Source organism: Streptomyces sp. B6B3, from assembly GCF_039871525.1.
GTDB lineage: Bacteria > Actinomycetota > Actinomycetes > Streptomycetales > Streptomycetaceae > Streptomyces.
Genome location: NZ_JBDPLU010000003.1, coordinates 35316 through 61303, shown reverse-complemented (window position 1 = coordinate 61303; position 25988 = coordinate 35316). Strand labels below are relative to the sequence as shown.

At 74.0% G+C, this 25988-nt stretch carries 27 protein-coding genes; 13 read left to right on the top strand and 14 right to left on the bottom strand.

Annotation, left to right across the window (positions count from 1 at the left end):
• Nucleotides 1–113: 113 nt before the first annotated feature.
• From ABGB06_RS07940 to ABGB06_RS07920, 5 genes are all read right to left on the bottom strand, one after another.
• Nucleotides 114–782, bottom strand: a complete 669-nt coding sequence (locus tag ABGB06_RS07940) for a response regulator transcription factor (protein ID WP_347586739.1) — start codon at nt 780–782, stop codon at nt 114–116.
• Complete coding sequence (locus ABGB06_RS07935) at nt 779–2038, bottom strand: histidine kinase (RefSeq protein WP_347587501.1); 1260 nt, start codon at nt 2036–2038, stop codon at nt 779–781. The genes ABGB06_RS07940 and ABGB06_RS07935 overlap by 4 nt, the downstream gene beginning before the upstream one ends.
• Before the next feature lie 270 nt (nt 2039–2308).
• The gene (locus ABGB06_RS07930) at nt 2309–4870 is read right to left on the bottom strand and encodes an FtsX-like permease family protein (protein ID WP_347586737.1); all 2562 of its coding nucleotides are present in this window, start codon (nt 4868–4870) and stop codon (nt 2309–2311) included.
• Nucleotides 4867–5703 carry an ABC transporter ATP-binding protein gene (locus ABGB06_RS07925; protein WP_347586735.1) on the bottom strand — a complete coding sequence of 279 codons (837 nt, stop codon included), beginning with the start codon at nt 5701–5703 and terminating at the stop codon, nt 4867–4869. Before ABGB06_RS07925 ends, ABGB06_RS07930 begins: the two co-directional genes overlap by 4 nt.
• A 168-nt stretch (nt 5704–5871) precedes the next feature.
• A complete protein-coding gene (locus ABGB06_RS07920) occupies nt 5872–6879 on the bottom strand; it encodes an SDR family NAD(P)-dependent oxidoreductase (protein WP_347586733.1) in 1008 nt (335 codons plus the stop codon).
• A 150-nt stretch (nt 6880–7029) separates the two neighbouring features.
• On the opposite strand from ABGB06_RS07920, the gene ABGB06_RS07915 reads away from it, so the two are divergent.
• Nucleotides 7030–7485 (top strand): MerR family transcriptional regulator, encoded by a 456-nt coding sequence (locus ABGB06_RS07915; RefSeq protein ID WP_347586731.1) that lies wholly within the window; start codon nt 7030–7032, stop codon nt 7483–7485.
• Nucleotides 7486–7527: 42 nt separating this feature from the next.
• Nucleotides 7528–7878 (top strand): thioredoxin domain-containing protein, encoded by a 351-nt coding sequence (locus ABGB06_RS07910; protein WP_347586729.1) that lies wholly within the window; start codon nt 7528–7530, stop codon nt 7876–7878.
• Between the two features lie 11 nt (nt 7879–7889).
• Here ABGB06_RS07910 and ABGB06_RS07905 read toward each other — a convergent pair whose 3' ends face one another.
• A complete protein-coding gene (locus ABGB06_RS07905) occupies nt 7890–9143 on the bottom strand; it encodes a hypothetical protein (protein WP_347586728.1) in 1254 nt (417 codons plus the stop codon).
• Nucleotides 9144–9232: 89 nt separating this feature from the next.
• Here ABGB06_RS07905 and ABGB06_RS07900 point away from each other — a divergent pair, with 89 nt between their 5' ends.
• From ABGB06_RS07900 to ABGB06_RS07890, 3 genes are all read left to right on the top strand, one after another.
• Nucleotides 9233–9934 (top strand): TetR/AcrR family transcriptional regulator, encoded by a 702-nt coding sequence (locus ABGB06_RS07900; RefSeq protein WP_347586726.1) that lies wholly within the window; start codon nt 9233–9235, stop codon nt 9932–9934.
• Between the two features lie 37 nt (nt 9935–9971).
• Nucleotides 9972–10517: an ArsR family transcriptional regulator gene (locus ABGB06_RS07895; protein ID WP_347586724.1), complete on the top strand. Its 546-nt coding sequence runs from the start codon at nt 9972–9974 to the stop codon at nt 10515–10517.
• A gap of 104 nt (nt 10518–10621) precedes the next feature.
• On the top strand, nt 10622–11455 hold the full coding sequence (locus tag ABGB06_RS07890) for a M23 family metallopeptidase (protein ID WP_347586722.1): 834 nt from the start codon (nt 10622–10624) through the stop codon (nt 11453–11455).
• Between the two features lie 4 nt (nt 11456–11459).
• Here the strand turns inward: ABGB06_RS07890 and ABGB06_RS07885 are convergent, their stop codons facing one another.
• The gene (locus ABGB06_RS07885) at nt 11460–12143 is read right to left on the bottom strand and encodes a hypothetical protein (RefSeq protein WP_347586720.1); all 684 of its coding nucleotides are present in this window, start codon (nt 12141–12143) and stop codon (nt 11460–11462) included.
• 204 nt (nt 12144–12347) lie between these two features.
• Between ABGB06_RS07885 and ABGB06_RS07880 the strand changes: the two genes are divergently transcribed.
• On the top strand, nt 12348–12932 hold the full coding sequence (locus ABGB06_RS07880; protein ID WP_347586719.1) for a helix-turn-helix domain-containing protein: 585 nt from the start codon (nt 12348–12350) through the stop codon (nt 12930–12932).
• A 31-nt stretch (nt 12933–12963) separates the two neighbouring features.
• Here ABGB06_RS07880 and ABGB06_RS07875 read toward each other — a convergent pair whose 3' ends face one another.
• Entirely contained in the window at nt 12964–13548 is a 585-nt protein-coding gene (locus tag ABGB06_RS07875) for an NAD(P)H-dependent oxidoreductase (protein WP_347586717.1), read from the bottom strand.
• A 196-nt stretch (nt 13549–13744) separates the two neighbouring features.
• Between ABGB06_RS07875 and ABGB06_RS07870 the strand changes: the two genes are divergently transcribed.
• The 3 genes from ABGB06_RS07870 to ABGB06_RS07860 all read left to right on the top strand — a co-directional run bounded on the left by ABGB06_RS07870 (nt 13745) and on the right by ABGB06_RS07860 (nt 16883).
• Nucleotides 13745–15091, top strand: a complete 1347-nt coding sequence (locus ABGB06_RS07870) for an FAD-binding oxidoreductase (protein WP_347586715.1) — start codon at nt 13745–13747, stop codon at nt 15089–15091.
• A 153-nt stretch (nt 15092–15244) separates the two neighbouring features.
• Complete coding sequence (locus ABGB06_RS07865; RefSeq protein ID WP_347586713.1) at nt 15245–15856, top strand: hypothetical protein; 612 nt, start codon at nt 15245–15247, stop codon at nt 15854–15856.
• Nucleotides 15849–16883, top strand: a complete 1035-nt coding sequence (locus tag ABGB06_RS07860; RefSeq protein ID WP_347586712.1) for an SRPBCC family protein — start codon at nt 15849–15851, stop codon at nt 16881–16883. The genes ABGB06_RS07865 and ABGB06_RS07860 overlap by 8 nt, the downstream gene beginning before the upstream one ends.
• A gap of 63 nt (nt 16884–16946) precedes the next feature.
• Here ABGB06_RS07860 and ABGB06_RS07855 read toward each other — a convergent pair whose 3' ends face one another.
• Together ABGB06_RS07855 and ABGB06_RS07850 are read right to left on the bottom strand one after the other, a co-directional pair.
• Nucleotides 16947–17432, bottom strand: coding sequence for a DinB family protein (locus ABGB06_RS07855; protein WP_347586710.1), 486 nt, complete (start codon nt 17430–17432; stop codon nt 16947–16949).
• A complete protein-coding gene (locus ABGB06_RS07850; RefSeq protein WP_347586708.1) occupies nt 17425–18570 on the bottom strand; it encodes a serine hydrolase domain-containing protein in 1146 nt (381 codons plus the stop codon). The genes ABGB06_RS07855 and ABGB06_RS07850 overlap by 8 nt, the downstream gene beginning before the upstream one ends.
• A gap of 256 nt (nt 18571–18826) precedes the next feature.
• Here ABGB06_RS07850 and ABGB06_RS07845 point away from each other — a divergent pair, with 256 nt between their 5' ends.
• Nucleotides 18827–19396 carry a hypothetical protein gene (locus tag ABGB06_RS07845; protein ID WP_347586706.1) on the top strand — a complete coding sequence of 190 codons (570 nt, stop codon included), beginning with the start codon at nt 18827–18829 and terminating at the stop codon, nt 19394–19396.
• Nucleotides 19397–19414: 18 nt separating this feature from the next.
• On the opposite strand, the gene ABGB06_RS07840 is transcribed toward ABGB06_RS07845, so the two are convergent.
• On the bottom strand, nt 19415–20068 hold the full coding sequence (locus ABGB06_RS07840) for a M15 family metallopeptidase (RefSeq protein ID WP_347586704.1): 654 nt from the start codon (nt 20066–20068) through the stop codon (nt 19415–19417).
• Between the two features lie 87 nt (nt 20069–20155).
• Here ABGB06_RS07840 and ABGB06_RS07835 point away from each other — a divergent pair, with 87 nt between their 5' ends.
• Nucleotides 20156–21175 (top strand): NADP-dependent oxidoreductase, encoded by a 1020-nt coding sequence (locus ABGB06_RS07835; protein WP_347586702.1) that lies wholly within the window; start codon nt 20156–20158, stop codon nt 21173–21175.
• A 39-nt stretch (nt 21176–21214) separates the two neighbouring features.
• Here ABGB06_RS07835 and ABGB06_RS07830 read toward each other — a convergent pair whose 3' ends face one another.
• Entirely contained in the window at nt 21215–22078 is an 864-nt protein-coding gene (locus ABGB06_RS07830; protein WP_347586700.1) for a helix-turn-helix transcriptional regulator, read from the bottom strand.
• A gap of 145 nt (nt 22079–22223) precedes the next feature.
• On the opposite strand from ABGB06_RS07830, the gene ABGB06_RS07825 reads away from it, so the two are divergent.
• Entirely contained in the window at nt 22224–23192 is a 969-nt protein-coding gene (locus ABGB06_RS07825) for an aldo/keto reductase (RefSeq protein ID WP_347586698.1), read from the top strand.
• A 500-nt stretch (nt 23193–23692) separates the two neighbouring features.
• Here ABGB06_RS07825 and ABGB06_RS07820 read toward each other — a convergent pair whose 3' ends face one another.
• Nucleotides 23693–24853 (bottom strand): endo-1,4-beta-xylanase, encoded by a 1161-nt coding sequence (locus tag ABGB06_RS07820; protein ID WP_347586696.1) that lies wholly within the window; start codon nt 24851–24853, stop codon nt 23693–23695.
• Between the two features lie 193 nt (nt 24854–25046).
• On the opposite strand from ABGB06_RS07820, the gene ABGB06_RS07815 reads away from it, so the two are divergent.
• Nucleotides 25047–25481, top strand: a complete 435-nt coding sequence (locus ABGB06_RS07815) for a VOC family protein (protein ID WP_347586694.1) — start codon at nt 25047–25049, stop codon at nt 25479–25481.
• On the opposite strand, the gene ABGB06_RS07810 is transcribed toward ABGB06_RS07815, so the two are convergent.
• Nucleotides 25478–25975, bottom strand: coding sequence for a cupin domain-containing protein (locus ABGB06_RS07810; protein WP_347586693.1), 498 nt, complete (start codon nt 25973–25975; stop codon nt 25478–25480). The genes ABGB06_RS07815 and ABGB06_RS07810 overlap by 4 nt on opposite strands.
• Between the last annotated feature and the right edge of the window lie 13 nt (nt 25976–25988).

Below are 25988 nucleotides of genomic sequence, written 5' to 3'. Positions count from 1 at the left end.
GGGGTCTCGCCTGTCGTGGTCACGCACAGCACGGTAGGTGCTGTCCGGCCGCCCCGTCGTCCCCTGTGGAGCGGATCACGCGAGGTCCGCCTCAGGTACTACTCAGGTACTGCTCAGGCCGGGGTGACCAGCCGCGCCTCGTAGGCGAAGATCGCCGCCTGGGTGCGGTCCCGGAGGTTCAGCTTCACCAGGATCCGGCTGACGTGGGTCTTGATCGTGGACTCGGCGAGCGTCAGGTGCTGGGCGATCTCCGCGTTGGACAGGCCCTGGGCGATGAGCGCCAGCACCTCGGTCTCGCGTTCCGTCAGCTCACCGATCCGGGCCTGCGCGGGCGGGCGCGGGGCGGTGCCGCCGTGCCGCGCGAACTCCACGATGAGCCGCCGGGTCACGGTCGGGGCGAGCAGCGCGTCGCCGGCGGCCACCACCCGCACGCCCTCCGCGAGCTGGCGGGCGGAGGCGTCCTTCAGCAGGAAGCCGGAGGCGCCGGCGCGGAGCGCCTGGTACACGTACTCGTCCAGGTCGAAGGTGGTCAGCACCAGCACCTTCGTGTCCGGGCTGCCCTCGGCGCCGACGATCTCCCGGGTGGCCTCGATGCCGTTCAGCACCGGCATCCGGACGTCCATCAGCACCACGTCGGGGCGGAGCGCGGCGGTCTGGGCGATCGCCTCGCGGCCGTTGACCGCCTCGCCGGCGACCTCGATGTCGGGCTGGGCGTTCAGCAGCACGGAGAAGCCCTCGCGGACCATGACCTGGTCGTCGACGATGAGCACCCTGATGGTCATGCCGGCTCCTCGATGCCCGCGGCCTCTTCGGGGGCTCGTTCGGGCGTGGGGTGGGGCGTGGGGAGGAAGACGGTGGTTTCGTAGCCGCCGTCGTCGGTGGGTTGGGTGGTGATGTGGCCGTCGAGCATGGTGACGCGTTCGCGCATGCCGGTGAGACCGTTGCCCGAACCGGGCGAGGGCAGTATCTCCTGCCGGGCCGGGCCGTTGACGATGCGGAGGCCGAGGCCGCCGAGGACGTAGGAGATCTCGACGCGGGTGTCGGCTCCCGGGGCGTGGCGGAGCACGTTGGAGAGGGCTTCCTGGACGATGCGGTAGGCGGAGAGTTCGATGCCCTGGGGGAGTTCGCGGACGGCGCCGGTGACGATCTTCTCGACGTTGAGTCCGGCGTCGCGGACGTTGTCGAGGAGTCCGTCGAGGGCGGCGAGGGTGGGCTGTGGTGCGTCGGGTGCCTCGTAGTCGGCGGCCCGGACGACGCCCAGGACGCGGCGGAGTTCGGTGAGGGCGAGCAGGGCGTTCTCGCGGATGGTGGCGAAGGAGCGCACCAGTTCGGGGTCGGGGTCGGTGACGCGGTAGGGGGCTGCCTCGGCCTGGATGGCCACGACGGACATGTGGTGGGCGACCACGTCGTGGAGTTCGCGGGCGATGGTGGTGCGTTCCTCCAGCAGCGTGCGCTGGGAGCGTTCCTTCGCGGTGACCGCGGTCTGCTTGACCACCTCCTGCCGCGACTCCCGGTTCGCCCGCACCAGCACCACGGTGAGCATCGCGACGAAGGAGGAGATGATCATGTGCGGCGCGTCGGTGGTGCCGTTCTCCTGCCAGTCGTAGTACAGCCCCACGGCCGACGTGAGCACCCACATCTCGGCGGCGACCCGGGGGCGGACGCGGTTCGCCGCCAGCGTCATGACCAGCAGGTGGGAGGCGAAGCCCGCCTGGGTCCAGGGCCAGGTGTCGAAGGCGTCGGTCTGGGCCATCCCGGCGCAGCCGGCCAGCGACAGCCACCAGCCGCCCACCGGCAGGTAGAGCACCACGAGCAGGGGGACGCCGACCACCAGGGCGTGCGACGCCGGGACCGTGGTGTCGTGGTACGAGTAGCCCAGGCCGCTGTAGGTGCCGTAGCCGCTGGCCGCGACCACCGCCAGCACGAGCGCGACCGCCGCCACCGCGAGGTGCGGCAGCCACGGCGCGTACGGCCGCAGCCGGTCCGGCAGCCGCTGCACCACTGGTGCGGTGGCCGCGAGTCGGGGCACCGGCCGCACCTGGACGGCGCCCGCGCCCAGGTCGTGCCACAACCCCAGGAGGAACCTCCGGAACCCCAGGAGGACCGCCCGGGCGGCACGCAGTTCCCCCCGCAGGCTCGGACGCTGCAAGGTATCGCTGTCGCTCACGAGCAGCACCGTAGGCGGAAGTCCTGGGTGCCGTCGTCCCCTTCCGCGCCGATCTACCGGAGTACATCTCAGGTACCACGCGCGGCGGGGCGCGGACGTCGGACGTCCGCGCCCCGCCGGCCGCTGCCGGTCGCCGCCTCCTCATTCGGTGGCGATGGCGCGCAGCACGTCGAGCCGGGCCGCCCGCCGGGCCGGGCGCCAGCCGGCCAGCACGCCGGCCGTGACGCCGACCAGGGCCACCACCGCGAGCTGGGTCGGCGGCACGGTGAACGCCCCGGTGCCCGAGGAGTCCGTGGCCCGCACCATGGCCCAGCCGAGGAACGCCCCGAGGCCCAGCCCGCCGGCCGTGCCGAACGCGGCGACCAGCAGGGACTCCCAGCGCACCATGGCCCGCAGCTGCCCGCGGGTCTGGCCGACCGCGCGCAGCAGGCCCAGCTCCCGGGTGCGCTCGTGCACCGCCAGCGTCAGGGTGTTGGCGATGCCCAGCAGCGCGATCAGCACGGCCAGGCCCAGCAGCGCGTAGACCAGCGTCAGCATCATGTCCACGCCCGCCGCCGAGGACTCCGCGAACTCGTCGCGGGTCTGCACCTCGGGGCCGCCGAACGGCTCGGCCGCCCGCTCGACCGCCGCCCGGCCCGCCGCCTCGTTCACCCCGTCCGCGAAGGTGACGGCGACCATGGCGTCGGAGTCCTGGAGCGCGTGCGGCGCCCACGCCTCGCGGGTCAGCACGTAGTCCCCGGCGATGTCGTCCTCCTCGTACACCGCCAGCACCGTGAAGTCCTGCCGGTCGCCGTCGGCGAAGGAGAGCCGGGCCCGGTCGCCGACCGCCCAGCCGTGCTCCTCGGCCTCGTCGGCGGAGACGGCCAGTCCCTCCGAGCCGAGCGCGCCGAGCCGGCCGTCCACCGTGCCCAGGTCCAGCACCCGGCCCAGCAGCGCCGGGTCGGTGACGGTCAGCCGCTGGCCGTCGCCGCCGACCTCGGCGACGCCGGTGCCCAGGCCGAGCGCGGTGTCCACCTCGGGCAGTCCCGCGATGGCCGGGGCCAGGCCGGGGCTGAGCGCGCCGTTGTCCGGGCCGAAGCCGGGAGCGCGGACCGCCACGTCGCCGGCGAAGGCGCGGGACACGGTCTCGTCCATCGACGTCTTCAGCGAGGCGCCGAAGACCGTGAAGAGGGACACCACGGCAACCCCGATCATCAGCGCGGTCGCCGTGGCGGCGGTGCGCTTCGGGCTGCGCAGCGCGTTGCGCTGGGCCAGGCCCGCGGTGACGCCGCGCACCCGGCGTGGCGCCGCGCCGAGCGCCCGCACCGCGGAGCGGGAGGCGACCGGGCCGAGCGCCACGAAGGCGCTCAGGGTCACCAGCGCGCCGGTGGCGGTGAGCAGCATCGAGGGCCCGGAGGAGGCGCCGTACGCGGTGAGGCCGACGCCGGCCGCGGCCAGTCCGCCACCGATCGCGGCGCGGACCCGGGAGGTGCCGGCGTGGTCCACCGCCGTCTCGCGCAGCGCGGCCAGCGGCGCCGTGCGGCCGGCCCGGACGGCGGGCAGCACCGCGGAGCCGAGGCAGACGAGCAGGCCGATGCCGAACGGCAGCGCCAGCGATGTCGCCGTGACCACCAGATCGCCGTCCGGGAACGGGAAGCCGGCCGCCGTGAACAGCCGTTGCAGCCCGGCGGCGATGGCGACGCCGCCGGCCAGCCCGGCGAGCGCGGCGACGGTGCCGACGACGAACGCCTCCACCAGCGTCTGCCCGAGCACCTGCCGGCGGGTGGCGCCGAGCGCGCGCAGCAGCGCGTTCTCCCGGGTGCGCTGCGCGACGACGATGGCGAACGTGTTGAAGATGCTGAACGTGGCCACCAGCAGCGCGACGCCCGCGAAGCCGGTCAGGCCCATGGTGAAGCCGGTCAGGAAGCGACCGGCGACCATGTCGATGTTCTCCTCGGTGTACTCCTCACCGGTGAGCGCCTCCACCCCGTTCGGCAGCGCCGCGTCGAGCGCGGCGACCAGCTCGCCCTGGCTGGTGCCGGACTCGGCCCGCACCTGGATCCGTTCCGCCTGGCCGGGCTCGGCCGTCAGGTAGCGCTCGGCGTCGGCCTGGGTCAGCCCGGTGAACGTGGTCTCGCCCATGCCGTCCTCGCCGCCGAACGCCGAGACGCCGACGATCGTGATCCGCAGCGGGTCGGGGGTGAGCAGGGTGGTGGTGTCGCCGACGGCCAGGCCGCCGTCCTCCAGCGCGCCGCGGTTGACCACGGCCTCGCCCGGGTGTTCGGGGGCCCGGCCCTCGACCAGCTCGTAGGCGTTGAGCTCCGGATCGTCGACCCAGTTGCCGGCCATCATGGGCGGTCCGCCGCCGCCGATCGGCTCGCCGTCGGCGCCGATCAGGCGGCCGGAGCCCTCGATGTTCGGCACCGCGGCGGCGACGCCCGGCAGTTCGCGGATCTCGGCCAGCAGACCGGTGTCCAGCGGCCGGCGGGTGTCGCCCTCGTCCCCGACGGTGATCTCGTCGGCGCTGCGGACCACGGCGTCGGTGCCGCTGGTCGCGTTGCCGAACATGGAGTCGAACGCGGTGCGCAGGGTGTCGCCCATCACCAGGGTGCCGCCGAGGAAGGCGACGCCCAGGAAGACCGCGACGAAGGTGCCCACGAAGCGCCGCTTGTGGGCGCGGAGCGAGGCGAGGCTGACGCGCAGGCTGGCGCGGGTGCCGCTCATGACCGGGCCTCCGCGTCCCGCGCGCCGGCGGCACCCTCGGTCTCCTCGGCCAGCCGCTGCATGCGCTCCAGCACCCGGTCCGTGGTCGGCGACGGCATCCGGTCGACCAGCCGTCCGTCGGCGAGGAAGACCACCTCGTCGGCGTGCGCGGCGGCCACCGGATCGTGCGTGACCATCACCACGGTGCGGTCCATCTCCCGCACCGTGCGGCCCAGCAGCCGCAGCACCTCGGCGCCGGAGCGCGAGTCGAGGTTGCCGGTCGGCTCGTCGGCGAAGACCACCTCCGGGTGGCCCGCGAAGGCCCTGGCCACCGCCACCCGCTGCTGCTGGCCGCCGGACAGCTCGCTCGGGCGGTGGTGCAGCCGGTCGCGCAGGCCGACGACGTCGACCAGCGCGTCGATCCACTCGGCGTCGCCCGGCACGCCCGCCAGGTCCATCGGGAGGGTGATGTTCTCCGCGACGGTCAGCGTCGGCAGCAGGTTGAACGCCTGGAAGACGAAGCCGACGCGGTCCCGGCGGAGCAGGGTGAGCCGCCGGTCGTCGAGGCCGCTCAGCTCGGCGTCGCCGATGAACGCGGCGCCGGAGGTGAGCGTGTCGAGGCCGGCCGCGCAGTGCATCAGCGTCGACTTGCCGGAGCCGGACGGCCCCATGATCGCGGTGAAGCGGCCGGCGGTGAAGTCGACGGTCACGCCGTCGAGGGCGCGCACCTCGGTGCCGCCCGCGCCGTAGACCTTGACCGCGTCGACGACGCGCGCCGCGACCGCGGTGCCGGCGCCCGCCGCGCGGCGCGGTGCGTTCCCGGCGCCGGTTCGACCTGTCAGAAGAGTGTTCACGGGGTTTCAGCTCCTCGGTAGCGGTGGGTCTCTCCCTCGCTACCGACCCTCCCGCCGGACCCCCTCCCGGGTCGTCGCACGGCCGGCGGTACCTCGGCTGCTCCGCCGGGAGTAGCCGGTGCCGCCCCGCCTACTCCGCGCCGGCGCGCCCGCCTCGGACAGCGCCGGCTAGGCGAACGCGTCGACGCCGGTGAGCTCGGCGGACAGCGTCCACAGCCGCGCGGCCTGTTCGGGGTCGAGGGCGTGGTCGGCCACCCCGTAGGCCCCCTTCTCCGGGTCCTCCCCGGCGGGTTCGGCGATGTCGCAGTCCTCGCAGTAGACGCCGCCCAGACCGGCCAGCCGGGGCGAGGTGGCGGCCCAGACCTGGGTGGCGGCGCCCTGTTCCGGCGTCTTGAACGGGAAGGCGGTCGAGGGGTTGCCGTCCTCGTCGATCCAGCCGTTGGCGATCTGCTCCTCCCGGGGTACGTGCCGCTGCAGCGGGGTGATGATGCCGCCGGGGTGCAGCGCGAAGGTCCGGACGCCGGCGTCCCGCCCCTCCCGCAGGCCCTGGGAGGGCCTGGGAGGTGCCCCCATCGCAAGCTCGTCGAGCCGGACGGCGAACAGCACGTTGGCCGTCTTGGCCTGCCCGTAGGCCTCCCACTTGTCGTAGCCGTGCTCGAACATCACGTCGTCCCACCGGATGCCGGACCGCAGATGGCCGCGCGAGGAGACCGACACCACGCGCCCCCCGCCCTCCGCGAGGGCCGGCCAGAGCCGGTTGACCAGCGCGAAGTGGCCGAGGTGGTTGGTGGCGAACTGCGCCTCCCAACCCGGCCCCACCCGGGTCTCCGGGCAGGCCATGATGCCCGCGCTGTTGATCATCAGGTCGATGCGGCGGCCGGTGTCGAGGAAGCGCTCGGCGAAGTCGCGGACGCTCGCCAGGTCGGCGAGGTCCAGCTCGTCGGTCTCCACCCCGTCGAGCCCCGCGAGCGCCTCCTCCGCCGTGGCGCGCCGCCGGGCGGGGACGACGACATGGGCGCCGGCGGCGGCCAGCGCGCGCGTCGTCTCCAGGCCGATGCCCGAGTAACCGCCGGTGACGAGGGCGAGCCGGCCCGAGAGGTCGATGCCGTCCAGCACGTCGGCCGCGGTGCTGTCGAATCCGAAGCCCGATCCGATCGGGCGCTGTGGAGTGCTCATGGCCCGCAGGCTACGAACTGGAGCGCGCTCGAACGCAAGCCACGCCGCGCGCTGGACCTGACGCCGACGTCAAGGAATACCGTCGCCGACGTGGCCCTTGCTGCCAGGGGGTGTGCCTACCCGAGAGCACCCGAGACCGAGGAGGACGCGATGCGGATCGGCGAGCTGGCGGAGCGGGCCGGGACCACCACGCGCACGCTGCGCTACTACGAGTCCCGGGGCCTGCTCGACGCGCGGCGGGATCCCCGGGGCCACCGCACCTACGGCGAGGACGACCTGCAGCTGCTGGAGCAGATCCGGGCCCTCCAGGACTACGGCTTCGGTCTGGAGGAGACCCGGCCGTTCGTGGAGTGCCTGCGCGCCGGGCACCCCACGGGGGACACCTGCCCGGCGTCGCTGGAGGTCTACCGCCGCAAGCTGGCGGAGCTGGAGAGCTGCATCGCGCGGCTCCAGGCGGTCAGGGACGAGATCAGCGCGCAGCTGTTCCGCGCCGAGTCCTCGGTGACGCCCTCGACAGCCGCGACGCCCGGGCCCGCGCCCGAACCGCGTTGCGAGCTGGCGTCCCCGCTCCCGTCCCGCCACCAGCCGGGCCACCGGCTCCCCTGACCGACCCTCGTCCCGTCTCAGGAACGACAGGAGACAGTTGCCATGCCGTCCACCACCGCCACCCTGCCCGAGGTCACCGACGCCACCTTCGCCGCCGAGGTGCTGGCCGCCGACCGGCCCGTGCTGGTCAAGTTCACCGCCGAATGGTGCGGCTGGTGCCGCATGATGGAGCCCGTCCTGGTGGCGCTCCAGGAGGAGCTGGGCGACGAGCTGTCGATCGTCAGCCTGGACGCGGACCACAACCCGGAGACGACCAGCTCCCTCGCGGTGCTCTCGCTGCCCACCCTGATGCTGTTCCGCGCGGGCGAGCCGGTGGCCTCGCTGGTCGGCGCGATGCCCAAGGCCCGCCTGCGGCAGCGCATCGTCGACGCGCTGCCGCCCGCGGACGGCTAGCCGGACAGGACCTAGCCGGACCGCTGGCCCGGCAGCGTCACGTCCTCCGGCAGCAGTTGCTCGGTGAGGAGCCGGCGCACCCGGTCCGCCCGGTCGGGGGCGTCGAGCCAGGCGTCGAGCAGCCGCCAGCCGTGGAAGTAGCCCAGCACGTAGAGGGCCATTCCGGAGGCCCGCAACGAGCCGAGCGCGGTCGCCGTCTCGGCCTCGGACAGCAGCGCCCAACGGGTCAGGTACGCGGCGACCTCCGCGTCGTCGCGCCCCTCGGCGGCGAGTAGCGACGCGTTCGCCCAGGCGCCGAAGAGGGCGTTCTGCGTCCGGTGGATCGCCGCGAGGTCGCTGCCGTCCGGGCCGATGCCCCGGGGGCGCAGCACGTGGTCGGCCAGCCATGCCTGCGCCGCGTCGCCGGGGAAGGCGATCTCCTCGGCGTGCAGGCCGAGGCCCTCGCTGATCACGAACGACGGCGCCAGCATGAAGCGCACCCGCTGGTCGATCCTGCCCCGCCGTTCGACCAACTCGACCTCCTTCAGCAGCGACTCGGCGATATGCCCCGGGTACACCTCGTGGGAGACGACGTACAGCAGGTCCGCGAGGTTGAACGGCAGGTCGCCGTTCACGAAGAGCGTCGAGCGGACGCCGCCCGCGTAGTGCCCGGCCGCTCGGAAATGCGCCACCGACACGATCTGGCAGTCCACCTGGTCGCCGTCCGGCAGCGCGACGAGTTCCGAGGTGCGGCGGCGGCACTCGGCCACGGCCAGGTCCAGCAGGCCGGGAACGTCGCCCGCCTTCCCCCAGGCCCTCGGGGGCCCGGGAGGTACCCCGGTCGCCCGCAGCGTGTGGGCGGCCTGCCAGGCGTGCAACCGCTCCGCCAACGTGCCGGCGCCGGGCGGCAGCGCGCGGTCCAGCCGGGCGTGCGCCTCCTCGAACACCTCCTCGGGCACGGGGTCCGCCGGCACGCCCAGACAGTCGTGGGCGTACTCGGTCAACGGCCGTTCGTCACCGGCCAGCCGGCCGGCCACCGCCCGCAACGCCCGCACCTGCGCCGCGAGATAGCGGGCGCGTTCCGGCGGGAACGGCGGCCGGTCGAGCAGCGCCTCGGCGTCCTCGGCCAGCCGGCCCGGCGGCACCGGCTCCTCGTCCTCGACGCCGGCGCGCCACGCGTCCGGGCCGCGGTAGATCAGCACCGTGCCGCCGGCGTCCGCCACCACCTGCCGGTTCACCCGCAGCGCCAGCAGCGCGTACTCGCGTATCCATGCCTCGGCGTCCACGATCCGCTCCTCCTCCGTGCGCGGTCTTCCCGTCGTCTCGACGCTAGCTGTACGGTTTTCCGTACGCCGTACGGACGAAGGAGCCCGCGATGCCCCGGCCCCCGAAACGACCTCACGCGGTCTGGTTCGAACCGTCCGAGCGCCCCCGTCGGCCGCGGCTGTCCCGGGAGCGCATCGTCGCGGCCGCCGTGGAACTGCTCGACGCGGAAGGGGAGTCGGGCTTCTCGATGCGCCGGCTCGCCGCCCGGCTCGGCTCCGGCGTGATGTCGCTGTACGAGTACGTGGGCAGCCGGGAGGACCTGCTCGACCTCACCGTGGACCACGTCATGGGCGAGGTCCGGATCGACGGGGGCCCCGAGGGCCCGTGGCGTGAGGTGCTGGCCTGGCAACTGACCCAGAGCCGGGAGGTCATGAGGCACCATCCGTGGCTGCCCGGCCTGGTCGCCACCCGCCCGGTGCTGGGCCCGAACGCCCTCGCGCGCTCCGAGCTGTTCTACGGCACGCTGACCCGCGCCGGCCTGCGCGGGCCGCGGCTGATAGCCGCGGTCGGCACGCTGGTCTACTACGCGCAGGGGTACGCGGCGGCCGAGAACGCCTGGCGCGCCTGGCTGCGGGACCCGGCGGACGAGTCCGAACTGCGCCGCCAGGCCATGGAGTACGTCGCCGAACGGGCCGAGCTGTACCCGACGCTCACGGCGCAGGCGCAGCTCGACATCGACGATTTCGAGGGCCAGTTCCTGCTCGGCCTGGAGACGATCCTGGACGGAATAGAGGCGAGCCTCGGTCCGTAGCTTGCACGTTCTTACGTAATTACGTATTATCGCGGCCATGAGTCTGGAGGAGCGCGTCGCGGAGCTGGAACGCCGGGTCGCGGCGCTGGCGGGCGACGGGTCTGCGCGGCGGGGCGAACCGGTCCTGGGGCGGGACACCCTGTGGGCGCTGGAAGGGCTGAACGCCCGGCTGGCCAACGAGGCCGGAGAAGCCGGGGAGACCGGGGAGGCCGGGGAGAAGGCCGGCGCCGGCCAGGTGCTGTACGTGGGCTCGGTGCGGCTGCCGACCGACGAGCGCTTCGAATGGCAGCTCGGTCACGATGTGGGCGTCCTGCTCGACGCCGACTGGTCGGACGCCGCCGAGTCGCTCGCGGCACTCGGCCACCCGGTGCGGGCCCGCCTGCTCCGGGAGATCCTCGGCGGCCGGCGCGCCGTCGCGGAGCTGGCGGCGCTGGAGGGCCTCGGCACGACGGGTCAGATCTACCACCACCTGCGGCAGCTGACCGGCACGGGCTGGCTGCACACCACCAGCCGCGGCCGGTACGAGGTCCGGCCGGAGCGGGTGGTCCCGCTGCTGGTGGTGCTGGCGGCGGCCAAGCCATGACGCGCGCCCTCGACGCGCCGCACGACGACGGAACACCCGGCCCACCCCCGGCCATGGCCGGAGCACGCAGGAAACGCGGGAATCGCGAGAGCACGGAGGCACCCATGCGCGGCACGCGGCAGGCGACGATGAAGGCCCTGGCCGTGCTCGGCCACTGCTGCTGGGCGGCGTTCTTCGTGCAACTCGTGCCCAGCTTCCTGTACGGCATCTCGATCTGGTGGGGCTTCGTCCCGCTGATCCTGGCCGTCGGCTTGAAGGGCGCCTCTCAGCTGCTGGCCCGGCCGGCCGGGGAGCCGGGTCCGCCGGTGGAGGTGGAGCCGCCCGTCACCGGGCGGTGGTCGGCGCTGAACAGCCCGGCCGACCGGGTGCCGAGCCACGGCACCCACGGCTACGGCCAGACCTACGCCATCGACGTCGCGGCGGAGCCGACCGAGGGTGCCCGGCCCGCCTTCGGCTGGTGGCCGGTGGCGCGGCGCAACCACGACTTCCCGGCGTTCGGCGCGCCGCTGCTGGCCGTCGCCGACGGCACCGTGGTGCGCGCGTCGGACTGGCGTCGCGACCACCTGAGTCGCAACTCCTACCCCGCGCTGGCCTACCTGCTCGTCGAGGGACTCCTCCGGGACATCGCGGGGGCGACCATGGTCATCGGCAACCACGTCGTGCTCGACCTCGGCGACGGCACCTACGCCCTCTACGCGCACGTCCGGCGCGGCTCCCTGACGGTGCGTCCCGGCGACCGGGTGCGCGCCGGCCAGCGGCTGGGCGACTGCGGCAACTCGGGCAACTCCTCGGAGTCCCACCTCCACTTCCAGCTGATGGACACCCCCGACCCCGTCACCGCCCGGGGCGTCCCCTTCAGCTGGCGCGGCTGCGGCGTCCCGGCCGGCGGTACCTCGTTCGAGATCCAGCAGACCTCCCACCCGGCCAGCCCGGCCTGACGGGTCAGGAGACCGGGTCGGGTATCTCGTCGTAGGACCGCAGGGCCACCTCGGCGTCCAGGTCGAGGGCGTTCGTCCCCGCCGGGGCCGGCAGCCCGAGCACCGCGTCGAGCAACCGCCCGAGAGGGCCGCACCCCGAGGTCCGCGGAGCCGCGAACCGCTCGTCCGCCACGCCGAACGAGACGACCAGCGGATCCGGCGAGACGACCGCGGTCGGTTCGGTCTCCCGCAGCACCAGCCGGATCGGCTCGGCCTCGGTGCCTATGGAGCAGCCGGGCGGCAGCCCGAGCCCCGAGACGTCGAAGGTCAGGGCCAGCTCGCCGCGCCGCTCGTCGTTGGACTCGAAGTCCGAGAAGCCCCCGTATCGCGTGGTGAGCGACCACGGCGTGTGCCCGATGCGCAGCGGCTCGGCGGTCAGCTCGCCGAAGACCTGCCCGAACTCGCCGTCGATCGTCCCCTCGGCGAAGGTGAGCGTCATCGGCGCCTCGATCGGCTCGTCCAGTCGCCCGAGGGTCAGCCGCCCGGTGGCGAGCATCGCCTCGCAGCGCCACGCCGCCGGATCGGCGCCCGCGGGCAACTCGGCCCGGGTCGGGCAGGCGTCGAAGCTGAACCCGGGCGGAGCCGGGGTCGACGCGGCGGCGGACGCGGGGCCCGCCACGGCGCCCGCGGCCACGGCGAACGCGCACACCGCCGCCGCACCGCGGCCGGCCCGTCGCGCCCGGCGCCCCCGGGCGGCAGTCGATGAGGCGGAGCTCGAATCAAGACGGGACATGCGGACTCCCATGTGAAGCAGTGGCGAGGCGAAATCAGCCGGATGGCTGCCGAGATCCAGCATTGCAGAGAATCCTCTGCAGAGCAATCTCTGCAGAGATCCCACGGTAGAGTGAACGTCATGGCTGAGGAGGCGCCGGGCGGCGCCGGGACCGACGGCGGCGGGCGGCGGACGATCAGCGATCCGGCGGCCCTCAAGGCGCTGGCGCATCCGCTGCGGCTGCGGATCCTGCGCCATCTGGGCGCCGAGGGGCCGGCGACCTCGACGACGCTCGCCGGCAGCCTCGGCGAGAGCACCGGCACCCTCAGCTACCACCTGCGCCAGCTGGAGCGCGGCGGGTTCATCGAGGACATCCCGGAGCGTTCCACCGGCCGCGAACGCTGGTGGCGCGGCGTCCGCGGCCTCGACGTGCGCCAGCCGCCGTACGACGAGATGACCGCGAGCGAGCGCGCCGTCGCCGGCGCGCTCGACCGGCTGCGGATGGCGGAGGACGTCGAGCTGGCCAAGCGGTTCGTCGCCGAGGCGCCGGAGTCCGAGGGCTGGATGCGGGGTTCGCGGAGCCTCAGCCATCTCACCCGGGAGGAGCTGGACGCGTTCCACGACGCGTATCTGGAGCTGCTGGCCCGCTTCGCCCGCGGCCCGGAGGACGCCCCGCCCGGTGCCCGGCCGGTCCTGCTGCGGTGGTTCGGCCTGCCGGCCGACTGACCCGTCACCAGCCCGGATCAACCAGCCCGGATCAGGCGACGTACGGGCGGGCGGCGCGGGCCGTGGTGAGGGCCTGACCCCACCAGACGAGGGTGTCGAGCAGCGTCGTGGCCGCCGCCTCGTACGGTCCTGGATCCTTCGGGCGGCCCTCGGCGTCGAACAGCTGGCCCGTGCCGTGGAAGCTGACCGTGTCGCGGACGGTCACCGCGTGCAGCTCGGCGAAGACCTGCCGGAGGTGCTCGACGGCGCGCAGCCCGCCGGCCAGTCCGCCGTACGAGACGAAGCCGACCGGCTTCGCCTGCCACTGGGTGTAGTGCCAGTCGATGGCGCTCTTCAGCGATGCCGGGAAGCTGTGGTTGTACTCGGGCGTGACCACGACGAACGCCTCGGCCGCCGACAGCCGCGGCGTCACGGCGGCCAGCGACCGCCGCGCCTCGGGGCCCGGGCTGCTGGAGAGGTCGGCGGGCACCCGCGTGTCGGCGAGGTCGATGACCTCGAGGTCCACGTCGTCGCGCCGCCGGGCCTGTTCAGCGAACCACGAGGCCACCGTCGGGCCGAACCGGCCCTCCCTGGTGCTGCCCACGATGAGCGCGATCGGCAACGGATTACCTGTCATGTCGAGTCCCTGGGTTGACTGGGTTGACTGGATTGACCACGCAAGGGCGGCGCGATGCGCGAGCGCCGCCGTGCGACCACTCTCGGACTTCAAGGGCCCTTGAGGTCAAGCCGTCCCGGCGCACCGCCCCCCGAACGGCGGCGGACGGCCGTTTCCTTCAAGACCGGCCGGTCACCCCGCTCGTAGCGTGCGACCCATGGACTCCTTCTCAGGACCGGTGTTCGCGCGCGGCGCGGACGGCTACGACGCGGAGCGCGCGCCGCTGAACCGCGCGCTGGAGCAGCGCCCGGATCTCGTCGTCGGCGCCGCCCGCCCGGAGGACGTGGCCGCGGCCGTCGCCCTGGCCGGCGACACGGGCCGTTCCGTGGCGGTGATGGCCACGGGCCACGGCCCCTCCGTGTCCGCCGACGGCCACGTCCTGATCACCACCCGGCGGCTCGACGGCGTCCGGGTCGACCCCGTCGCCCGCACCGCCGTCGTCGGGGCCGGGGCGCGTTGGGGCGACGTGCTGCCCCGCACCACGCCGCACGACCTCGCCCCGCTCAACGGCTCCAGCCCCAACGTCGGCGCCGTCGGCTACACCCTCGGCGGCGGCGTCGGCCTGCTGGGGCGCCGCTTCGGCTACGCCGCGGACCATGTGCGCCGCCTCGACGTGGTGACGGCCGACGGCCGGCTGCGCCGGGTCACCGCCGAGAGCGACCCCGACCTGTTCTGGGCGCTGCGCGGCGGCAAGGGCAACTTCGGCGTGGTCACCGAGATGGAGATCGACCTGTTCCCGGTGCCCCGACTCTTCGGCGGCGGCCTCTACTTCGGCGGAGCGACGGGCGCCGCCGCGCTGCGCGCCTACGTCCCGTGGGCGGTCGAGGCACCCGAGGAGATGTCCTCCTCCGTGCTGCTGATGCGCTACCCGGACCATCCGAGCGCACCGGAACCGCTGCGCGGCGCGTTCGTCACCCACGTGCGCATCGCCTACAGCGGCCCGGTGGAGCGCGGCGCCCAACTCGTCGAGCCGCTGCGCGCCGTCGGCCCGCGCCTGCTCGACACCGTCACCGGACTGCCCTACGAGCGGGTGGGCAGCATCCACCACGAGCCCGTCGACGAGCCGTACGCCGCGTTCGACGCCGGCGTGACGCTCGACCGCATGGACCAGGCGGGCGTCGACACCCTGCTGGCGCTGGCCGGCCCCGAGGCCGACGCGCCGTTCCTCGTCGAACTGCGCCACCACGGCGGCGCGTACGCCGTGCCGCCAGCGGTGCCGAACGCCGTCGGGGCGCGGGACGCCGCGTTCACGCTCTTCTGCGCCACCGGCCCCGACGAGTCCGACCGGCGCGCGCAGCGGAAGCTCGTGGACGCGATGCTCCCCTGGGGTGCGGGCGCCCTCTTCCTCAACTTCGCCGGCATCGACCAGGCCACCCCCGACCACGTCCGCAGCGCCTACCGCCCCGCCGACTACGCCCGCCTCGCCGACCTCAAACACCGCCTCGACCCGGCCAACCTCTTCCGCGTCAACCTCAACATCCCGCCGACGTCCCCCGAACCGTGAGGACCAGCGCCGGACGGCCGGCCCGTGCGCCGGCCTTCACGTTGGGCACGGGGCCGCCACCGTCTCGTCACTTACGGGAGTTCGCGGCGTTTCTTGTCGGGAGACAGGGGCACACGGGGTTGCCGCAGACCCCGAGGACAAGGAACGCGAGGCATGAACGCCAACGCCAAGATCGGCCTCGCCGTGGCAGGCGGATACCTGCTGGGGCGAACGAAGAAAGCGAAGCTGGCCCTGGGATTCGGCATGTTCCTGGCCGGCAAGAAGCTCCACCTGGATCCCGGCCGGCTGGTGGGGGCCCTCCGCGAGGCGCCCGTGCTGGCCGGCGTGAGCGACCAGGTGCGTCGGGAACTGCTGGACAACGCCAGGTCGGCGGCCACGTCCGCGGTCACCGGCCGGGTGGGCAGCCTCGCCGACCGGCTGGGCGAGCGGACCGCCGCGCTGCGTCCCGGCTCCCGGGACCGCGACGCCACGGACGAGGACGAGCTCGACGAGGCGGACGAGATCGAGGAGCCCGACGAGCGCGAGGAGCAGGAGGAGGAGTCGCGGCCGAGCCGCGAGCGGACCGCCCGGCGCCCGGCCACCACGACCGCCTCGCGCGCCCGCACCACGGCGAGCAAGGCGGCCGGCAAGGCGACCGGCAAGGCGACCCGGAAGGCATCGACGAAGGCACCCGCGAAGGCGGCCGGCAGAGCGACCGGCAAGGCCGCGGGCAAGAGCACCACCGCCCGCAGGCGGACCGCCCGCAAGGGAGACGACGATGGCTGACTCGGCGCTGAGCAGGCTCAGGAAGGACGTGCTCGACGACCCGGCGGTCGACCGGCTCAAGCAGGAGCTGGGGGCCTACGTCCAGGCCCGTGCCACCCACGCGGCCGGCGCGCTGGGCCGCCGCCTCGCCCAGTCGGAGGGACCCGGCGGCATGGTGAAGGGCCTGGCCCAGGGCGGCCAGGCGTTGGCCGAGGGCAAGTCGCCCCCGCAAGCAGCCCTGAAGGTGGGGACCACACACGCCATGGACACGATCAAGGACAAGATCAAGGGCTTCTTCGGCAAGAAGCTGAAGAGCGGCGGCGGCAAGGCCAAGAGCGTCACGATCATCGAGGACATCGACGTCGGTGTGTCGCGGCGCGAGGCGTACGACCAGTGGTCGCAGTTCCAGGAGTTCAGCACGTTCGCCAAGGGCGTCGTCAGCGTCGAGAAGACCGACGACACCGGAAGCAACTGGCGGGTCAAGGTCGCCAAGTCCACCCGCAGCTGGAAGGCGACGGTCACCGAGCAGATCCCCGACGAGCGGATCGTCTGGACGACGGAGGGCGCCAAGGCGACCGTCAAGGGCGTGGTGACCTTCCACGCCGTCACGGACAACCTGACCCGGGTCCTGCTCGTCCTGGAGTACTTCCCCAAGGGCCTGTTCGAGAAGACCGGCAACATCTGGCGGGCCCAGGGCCGCCGCGCCCGCCTCGACCTCAAGCTCTACCGGAGGTTCGTCATGACGCGCGACGAGCCGGCCGAGGGATGGCGCGGCGAGATCCGCGACGGCGAGGTGGTGCTGAGCCACGAGGAGGCCGTCGAGGAGGAGGAACGCGCCGCCGAGGCGTCCGAACCCGAGCCGGACGACGAACCGTACGACGACGAGGAGCCGGAGTCGGAGGAGGCCGCGGAGGACCGGTACGAGGAATCCGAGGACGAACCCGAGGACGAACCCGAGGACGAAGAGTCCGAGGAGGAGCGGTACGCGGACGAGGAGCTCGAGGAGGAGCCCGATGAGGAGCGCGAAGCCGTCGGCGCCCGCCGCTGACGTCGGCCCGTGCTCCCGCCGCCCGCCGTCCGTCCCCGACCGCGCGGCCGCGCCGGACCGGGCCTAACGGGGCCCCAGCCCGGCCCGTCCGTCAAGCAACTCCCGGGCGGCGTCGAGATGCCCGGCGTGGCGCGCGGTCTCCTCGATCATGTGCAGGATGATCGCCCGCAGGTCGGGGGCCTCCGCCGCGAAGGGGCCTGGATGCCGCCCGCGCGGCGGCGCCGCGAGCGGCGTGGCCTCGATGACGGCATCGGACCGCTCGCACTGCTCCCGGTAGAAGGCGAACACCACGGCCGGCGGTCGCGGCGTCGTCAATGGCGCGTGGTCGTCGTCGGGCCACGCCAGCGGCTCGGCCCGCCCGAGCACGACCTCCTGGAACCAGTGCCGCTCGGAGTACCCGAGATGCTCGATCATCCCGAGCGGCGTCCACCCGGACGGCAGCGCCGGCGTCACCAGCGCGGCCGGGTCGAGTCCGTCGACGATCGCGAGAACGCTCGTGCGCTGCGCCCTCAGGAATCGGGTGAGCGTCTCCTTCTCCCGGTCAGCCACGGCGCCGGGCCCGCGGCTCGGCGGCCAGGCCGAGCGCGGCCCTGGTCTGGTCGGCTATGAGGTGGGTGGTGCTGGTCCGGGACCAGTCGTTGGTCAGGTGCGTCCTGGCCAACGCGAAGGCGAACCGGCGTGCCGGGTCCGCGAAGCCGACGGACTCGCCCAGCCCGTCGTGGCCGAAGACGCCCGGGTCACGCAGCGGCAGGCTGGGGGAGCCCAGCAGGTACCCGAGGGCGCGGGAGACCGGGGCTCCGCCGGCGTCGACGTCGGTCACGGCGGGCCGGGTGGCCAGCGTGACCCGGTCCGGCGACAGGATCCGGACGCCGTCGAGCGAGCCGCCGGCGGCCAACGCGGCGTACATCCGGGCCAGGCCGCGGGCCGTGCCGACGCAGGACGAGGGGACGCAGGCCCGGCGGCGCGCCGGATGGTTGGCCTGGGCCGCCGCCGGCACGGCGGCCAGCGGGGCGGCCAGGTCGGCCGGGGCGACGTCGGGCCCGTGGTCGTCGGCCGTGTGGTGCGCCATCCGCGGGTGCAGGGCGTCGGGTATCCCCAGGGCGAGGTCGTCCCCGATGCCCAGCGGACCGGTGACCTCGTCCCGCACCACCTGGTCGACCCGCCGCCCGTCCGCCCTGCGGATGGTCTCGCCGACCAGCCAGCCGTAGGTCTCCGCGTGGTACTCGGTCCGGCTGCCGGGCGCCCACTCCGGGACCAGAGCGGCCACGATCCCGCAGGCGCGCTCCCAGTCGCAGACATCGCCCAGCGTGGTGCCGGCCGGCAGGCGCGGGATGCCGGCGGAGTGCGTCAACGCGTGCCGCAGCGTGATCCGGTCCTTGCCGTGGGCCGCGAACTCCGGCCAGTGCGCGGCGATCGGGGCGTCGTAGTCGAGCACGCCCCGCTCGGCGAGCAGATGCGCGGCGGTGGCGGTGACGCCCTTCCCGCAGGAGAACAGGTAGAACAGTGTGTCGGAGTCCACGGCCCGGCCGGTCCGCGCGTCCGCCACACCCGCGCAGGCGTCCACCACCAGCTCGCCGTCCAGGTACACGGCGAGCTGCAGCCCGCTCTCCCGCCCCGAGGCCACGAGGTCCGCCAGCACCTCCGTCAGCCGTGTCCGCGCGTCCGCCATCTCGAGACCCTCCCGCACCGGTTCGTCCGTCCCGCCCCGGGCACCCCAGGACGTCACCAACGGTAACCGTGGCCTCTGACATCGCCGGTCGCCGGTCGCCGGTCACCGGGCGTCGGCGTCGGGCACCGGGACGGCGTCCGGACAGCGCCGGGCTTGGGCGCGGAGCGCGTCGACCAGCTCGCGCTGCGCTGAGCGCGCCCCGGCCCGCCCCGTTCCCAACGGCGAGGCGCACCGGGGATTTACATACCCTCAGGGGGTATGTAGGGTGAGCGCCATGACACTCACCTCGCACACCCGGTCGCCCGCCTCGACCCGTTTCGCCGCCCTGCTGCGCCGCTGGCCCGCCTGGCTCGGTGCCGGCCTCGCGGTGTTCATGGGGCTCGGCCCGTCCGAGGGCGCCGCCCTCGCGCCGGCGCTCGCGGCGTCTGCCGTCATCTACCTCGGCGCCGCCGCGCTGCGCAGACAGTCGGCCGCGTTCCCGCTGTTCATCGGCACGTTCGTGGTCATCTCCGCGGCCGAGGTCCTCGGCGGGATCGACGCCACCTGGCTGCTGCTCGCCGCGGCCGTGCCGTTCCTCGCGTACGGCCTCAGGGCCGGCGGCACGGCGGCCGACCGCCTGCCGCCGCAGACGATCGCCATGGCCGCCTTCGGCGGCGTCGCGGCCCTCGCGCTGCTCGCCGACGACACCCTGGGGGCGTATCTCGTGGCGGCCGGCCTCCTCGGCCACGCCGCCTGGGACGCGCACCACCACCGCACCAACCAGGTGGTCACGCGCCCCTTCGCCGAGATGTGCCTCGTCCTGGACGTCCTGCTCGCCGCCCTCATCGTGCTGGCGACCGTGTGATCCGGGCCGGCGGCGCGGTCAGCCCAGGTGGCGCGGCCCGTAGTGGGCGGCCGCGGCGCCCGCGGCCAGCGCCCAGTAGCGGTCCCCGAAGGACCAGTGCCACCATTCGGTGGGGTAGTTGACCAGCCCCACGCCGGTCAGCGCCGCGCCCAGGATCTCCCGGTTCCGGCGGGCGTCGTCGCCGATGTCGACCGCGTCGGTGTAGCAGGCTCCCCTGCTCTCCTCCGGGTCGGCGTTGAGCCGGCAGCCGAGGTCCAGTTCGCGGCCGTCGGCGTCCGCGAGGGTGAGGTCGACGGCGGCTCCCGCGCTGTGCGGGGCGATCTCGGGCGGGGAGACGTAACGGCTGGCGGCCGCGCGAAGCTGCTCGGCGGACCACTCCGGATGGTCGGCCCGCAGCCGGGCGCCGTACTCCTCGAAGTACCTGCGCTGCAGGGTGAGCGGCCGGTACCCCTCCACGAACAGCAGTCGCAGCCCGTCCGGCAGCCGCTCCCGCGCCGCCAGAAGCCGTTCGAGCACGCCGCGTCGCAGGTGGGCGTAGGCGCCGTCGGGGTCCCGCTTCCGCGCGTCGACCAGCAGCGCACCGCCGTCCCGAACGTCCACCAGGGGTTCGCCGCACTCCCGGACGGGGACGGCGGCGACCCTCGGGTCCGACATGAGGGTGATGTGGCGCATGGGAATCATCTGACCCCGCGGGCCCTTGCACTGTCGAGTGCACAGTCGAGTCATCACCCGTGCACGCTCGACCTCCAAGGAACGCAGATGAGTGACAAGACGATCGTCAGTCGAGAGATCCGGCTCGCCTCCCGCCCGGTCGGCGAACCCGGCACGGAGAACTTCGAGCTGGTCGAGACGGAGGTGCCGCGTCCCGGCGCGCGGCAGGTCCTGGTCCGCAACACCTGGATGTCCGTGGACCCCTACATGCGCGGCCGGATGAACGACACCCCGTCGTACATCGCTCCCTTCCAGGTCGGCGCGGCCCTGGAGGGCGCCGCGATCGGCGAGGTGATCGACTCGAACGTCGAGGGCCTCCCGGTCGGCGCGGCCGTGGCCCACTTCCGCGGCTGGCGCGACCACGCCCTGCTGAACGCCGCCGAGGCCACCGTCGTCGACACCGGCATCGCCCGCCCGCAGGACCATCTGGGCGCGCTCGGCTCGACCGGCCTGACCGCGTACCTCGCCGTCACCGAGACCGCCCCCGTGAAGGCCGGAGACGTGGTCTTCGTCTCCGGCGCGGCGGGCGCGGTCGGCAGCGTCGCCGGGCAGCTCGCCCGCCGGTTCGGCGCGGCCCGGGTGATCGGCTCGGCCGGCGGTCCGGAGAAGGGCAGGAAGCTGGTCGAGGACTTCGGCTTCGACGCCGCCATCGACTACCGGGCCGGGTCGGTCGCCGAACAACTCGCCGCGCTCGCGCCCGAGGGCATCGACGTCTACGTGGACAACGTCGGCGGCGACCACCTCCAGGCCGCCATCGGCGCCCTGAAGGTGCACGGCAGAGCCGCCCTGGTCGGCATGATCAGCGGCTACAACGCCACCGAACCCGTGCCTGGCCCCAACAACATCTACCTGGCCGTCACCAGGCGGCTGTCGCTGCGCGGCGTGCTGGTCTCCGACCACATGGACCGCCTCCCGGGGTACGCCAGGGCCGCGGCGCGCTGGCTCGCCGACGGCACCCTGCGCACCGAGGAGACCGTCCTCGACGGCCTGGACCAGGCCCCGGCGGCGTTCCTCGGCGTGCTGCGCGGCGCCAACACCGGCAAGATGCTGGTCCGCCTCGACACCTGACAGGGCCGACGGGGCCGACGGGGCCGACCGGCCTCGGCCTCAGTCCCGCGCCCGCGCCGGAACGACGACCTCGGGCCCGGGCGTTCCGAACGACCCGAGCCCGTCGAGCGCCGCGGCGGTGTCCTGGTCGGCCGGGAGGTGCACGACGAGCCGGTGGTCCTCGGCGCCCGGCAGGGCGAGGCTCTCGTACGCCAGGGCCAGCCGCCCCGCCGTGGGATGCGCCCAGCGCTCCACCCCGACGTGCCCGGGCAGCCGCGCCGCGCCGGCGAAGCGGCGGCCGAACTCCGCGCCCGCCGTGACGTGCAGCTCCTCGGCGAGCGCCGCGGCCCACGGATCGCCGAGGTCGGCCGCCGCCCGCAGCGCCGCGGCCCGTGCGTCCGCGACCCCCGACCAGTCGGGGTAGGCGCCGCGCGCCCGGGGGTCGGTGAACGCGAACCGCACGAGGTTCGGCGCGTCCCCGTCCAGCAGGCCGAGCGGGCCCGCGAGCAGCCGGAACCCCGCCGTGCCGGCGAGCACGTCGCCGTCCGGAGCGACGACGTACGCCGGGGTGGGTTCCAGCCGGTCGAGCAGCGCGCGCACCGTGGGACGAAGGCGCCGTTCCGGCAGCCCGGCCTGCGGGCAGACCGCCCCGTCGCCGGTCTTGGTCAGGCGGTGCAGGTGCACCCGTTCGTCGGGGGAGAGGTCCAACGCGTCGGCGAGCGCCCCGAGCACCTGCCCGGAGGGCCGGCGGTCCCGGCCGCGCTCCAGCCGGGTGAGGTACTCGACGCTGATGTCCGCGAGCGCCGCCAACTCGGCCCGGCGCAGCCCCGGGGTGCGCCGGGGCCCGGTCGAGGGGCCCGCCTTGGCGGGGTCCGTCGCCTCCCGTCGCGCCCGCAGGAACCGGCCCAGCGCGTTGTCGCCCATCCGCCCGAGTCTACGGGCGTGGCCGCTCAGGGGGGCCCTGGCGGGGCCTCCCTCCCGCGTCCCGACCGCCCGAGGCTGGGACCCATGCACACCGCACACACCACGACGCACACCACGACGCACACCGCCAGGATCGGGGCCTGACATGCGCTACCGGCTGTTCGGCCAGACCGGCCTGCGGGTCTCCGAGCTCGTCCTCGGCACCATGACCTTCGACGATCCGGACACGTGTCGGCGGATCGTCGAGGCGTACGCCGACGCCGGCGGCAACGTCCTCGACACCGCCTCGGCCTACGGCGAGAGCGAGAGCCTGCTCGGCCGGGTCGTCGAGCGGCGCGACCGCTTCGTCCTCGGCACCAAGTACACGCTGTCCCGGGACGCCGCCGACCCCAACGCCGCGGGCAACCACCGCAAGAACCTCCGGCTGTCCCTGGAGCGGAGCCTGCGCCGGCTGCGCACCGACCACGTCGACGTCTACTGGGTGCACCTCTGGGACCGCCACACCCCGATCCAGGAGACCCTGCGGGCGCTCGACGACGCCGTCACCGCGGGCAAGGTGCTGTACGTCGGGATGTCCGACGCGCCCGCCTGGGTGGTCAGCCGGGCCAACGCGCTGGCCGAATGCCGCGGCCTGACCCCGTTCGCCGGCCTCCAGGTGCCGTACAACCTCCTGAACCGGGACATCGAACGGGAACTGCTGCCGATGGCGGAGGCGCTCGGCATCAGCGTGACCGCCTGGTCGCCGCTCGCCGGTGGTCTGCTGTCCGGCGCCGAGTCCCCGCGCCGGGTCGACCCGGCCGCGCTCACCCCGCGCGAGCGCGCCGCCGTCCGCGCCGTCCGCGACGTCGCCGGTGAGTTGGGCGTCCCGCCCGCCCAGGTGGCGATCGCCTGGACGCGGCGCGCCTCGCCGGCGGTGCTGCCCATCGTCGGCGCGAGCAGCGTCGCCCAGCTCACCGAGAACCTGGGCGCCGCCGACCTCACCCTCCCCGACGAGGCGATCGAACGGCTGGACTCCGCCGTCGACTTCGAGCTCGGCTTCCCCGGCGACTTCATCGCCGCCTGCGAGAGCAGCCCCTTCGCCTTCGGCGACGCGGCGACCAGACTCGACGCCTGAGCCTGGCGGCCACGGCTGTACACCGCCGTCCTGGCCGTCACCGTCACCGCCATCGGCACCGCACCGGTCGCGGCCGCGTCGCCCGCGGGCCTCTCGACCCGAACGGGAACGACCTCCGCCACGACCGCCGGGCACCGCGGCGAGCTCCTCGCCGTCACGCCCCTGGCGACCCTGCCCCGGCAGCAGGTGCTCGACGCGATCCACGACCTCCGGTACGACGAGGCGACCGGGCGCCACGGCGTCGCGTCTCCGAGTACCAGCAGGTCCACCGGACCGTCGACCCGGCGGGCGAGCTGACGGTGGCCGGCAGCGCCGCCGTCGCCTCGGGTGACCTGCTGTTCCGGCTCTGCGCGCTTCGGCGAGAGCGACGCGACGCGGGGAGGCCGGCGGCAGCGCGGCTGAGCAGCCGAGCGAAGGAGACGGGCGGCCGGGAGACCCCCTCGGAGGGCTCCCGGCCGGATCGTCGTGCGTGGGTCAGGGCGGTCAGGACCGCGCGGCGGTCAGTTGAAGCGCGCGGCCCAGAGCGTGTTGCGCAGTGCGGAGAAGGCCGGCTTGCGGTCGAAGTCCTCGGTCATGATCGTGGCCGAGCCCTCGCCCTCGAAGAACACCGGCACCCAGGAGTACTTGTCCGTGAAGCCCCAGATGGTGAAGGAGTTGCAGCCCTCCACCGCCAGGCAGGCCGACAGCGCCTGTTCGTAGTAGTCGGCCTGCTGCCGCAGCTGCGCCCTCGTCGGCTGGCCGCTCTCCGGCAGGTCCATGCGCACGTCCAGTTCGGTGACGGCCGTTTCCATGCCCAGGTCCGCGAACCGCGTCAGGTTCTGCGCCAGGTCACCGGGGAAGCCGTACCGCGTGCTCAGGTGCGCCTGTACGGAGAACCCGTGCACGGGCACCCCGTCGTCGAGCAGGTCCTGGATGAGGTCGTGGTAGGCGTCGCTCTTGGCGTTGTCGCTCTCCACGCCGTAGTCGTTGAAGAACAGCAGCGCCTCGGGGTCGGCCTCGTGCGCCCAGCGGAACGCGTCGGCGACGATGCCGGGTCCGAGCTCGCGGATCCAGATGTTGTCCTCGGTGCGCAGGTTGCCCTGGTCGTCGAAGATCTCGTTCGCCACGTCCCACTGCTGGATCTCGCCCGCGTAGCGGCCGACGACGGTGGTGATGTGCTCGCGCAGGATGTCGCGCAGCTCGTCGTCGGTGAAGTCGCCCTCGGTCAGCCAGGTGGGGTTCTGGCTGTGCCACAGCAGCGTGTGCCCGCGCACCACCTGGTCGTGGCGGTCGGCGAAGTCGACGATGGCGTCGGCCGCCTCGAAGTTGTACTCGTCCTGCTCGGGATGGATGAACTCCCACTTCATCTGGTTCTCGGGGGAGACCGAGCTGAACTGCTGTCCCAGGAGCTGCCGGTACTCCCGGTCGTGGAAGAACGGGTCCGGGTAGTCCTGCTCCAGATGGTGGCCGCCACCGGCGACGGCGGTGCCCACGACGAAGTCCTCGGGAGCGGCCCAACGCAGGCGGTCCAGCCAGTTCAGCCAGTCGGACCAGTCGCTGGCACGGGACGCGGCCCGGTGGTCGGACGGCGCTTCGGCCATGGCCGCGGCCGGTATCGCCGCCAGCGGCAGGGCCAGCGCGGCTGCGGCGAGCGCGACGGTGACAGGACGAACGGATCGCATCGGCGGGCCTCTCCTCTGATCGCCAGTCCCGAAAACTTCCGGAAGATTCCCGAAAGCTGGGGGCATGGACGTTATGGGCTCGGGGCCGGGCCGTCAACGGTTTGCGCGTGGCGGGCTGATGCCTCCGCGCCCGGCGTCGGGCACCGGTGCGTCGGCCCTCCCACCAGGCCACGCGTCGCGTTACCGTCCTCGCATGGAACAGCGCATCAGTCTGGTCACGCTGGGCGTCTCCGACGTCGCGCGCTCGCGGGCCTTCTACGAGGCTCTGGGCTGGCGGGGGCAGGAGGTCGAGGAGACCGTCTTCTTCCAGGCGGGCGGCCTGGCCCTGGTCCTGTGGGGCCGCGACAAGCTCGCCCGCGACTGCGGGCTGACGGACGGCCCGGCCGAGGGCTTCGGCGGGATCGCCCTGGCCCACAACGTGCGCTCCGACGCCGAGGTCGACGATCTGCTCGCGACCGCGGAACGCGCCGGAGCCACCGTCACCAAGCCCGCCGTCACCAACGCCATCGGCTTCTACTCCGGCGCCTTCGTCGACCCGGACGGCCACGCCTGGGAGATCGCCCACAACCCCGGCTTCACCCTCGCGGCGGACGGCTCCCTCACCCTCCCCGACTTCGGCGCCGCCTAGCGACCCTCGCGCCAGACCGGGCTGTCCACGTAGTGGTTGTCGAACCGCCGCGCCGACCGGCCGATCTCCTCGGGACTCGCCTCGCCACGGTTCACCCGGTCCAGCAGCCGGTAGTAGTCGAACCGGTCCATGCCGGGGCTGAACACCACCAGCACCTCCGCGTCCGAGTCCGGCGCCGGCGCGAAGGCGTGCGGCAGCCTCGGCGGGGCGAGGAAGGTGTCGCCCCGGTGCAGGACCAGCACCTCGTCGCCGGCCAGCACCCGCAGCGCGCCGTCCAGCACGAACAGCATCTCCGCCGCCCTGGTGTGGAAGTGCGGCGGGGCGCCGGCCGCGCCCTGCCGGAGGGTGGCCCGGTTGACGGTCAGCGCGCCACCGGTGGCGTCCGAGTCGGTCAGCAGCGTGATGAGGCTGCCCGGCCCGTCGGCCAGCACCTCGGCGTCGGACGCTCGGACCAGCACGTGCTCGGTCGCCGGGGAAGAAGTCGTGGTGGACATCGGTGGTGCCTCT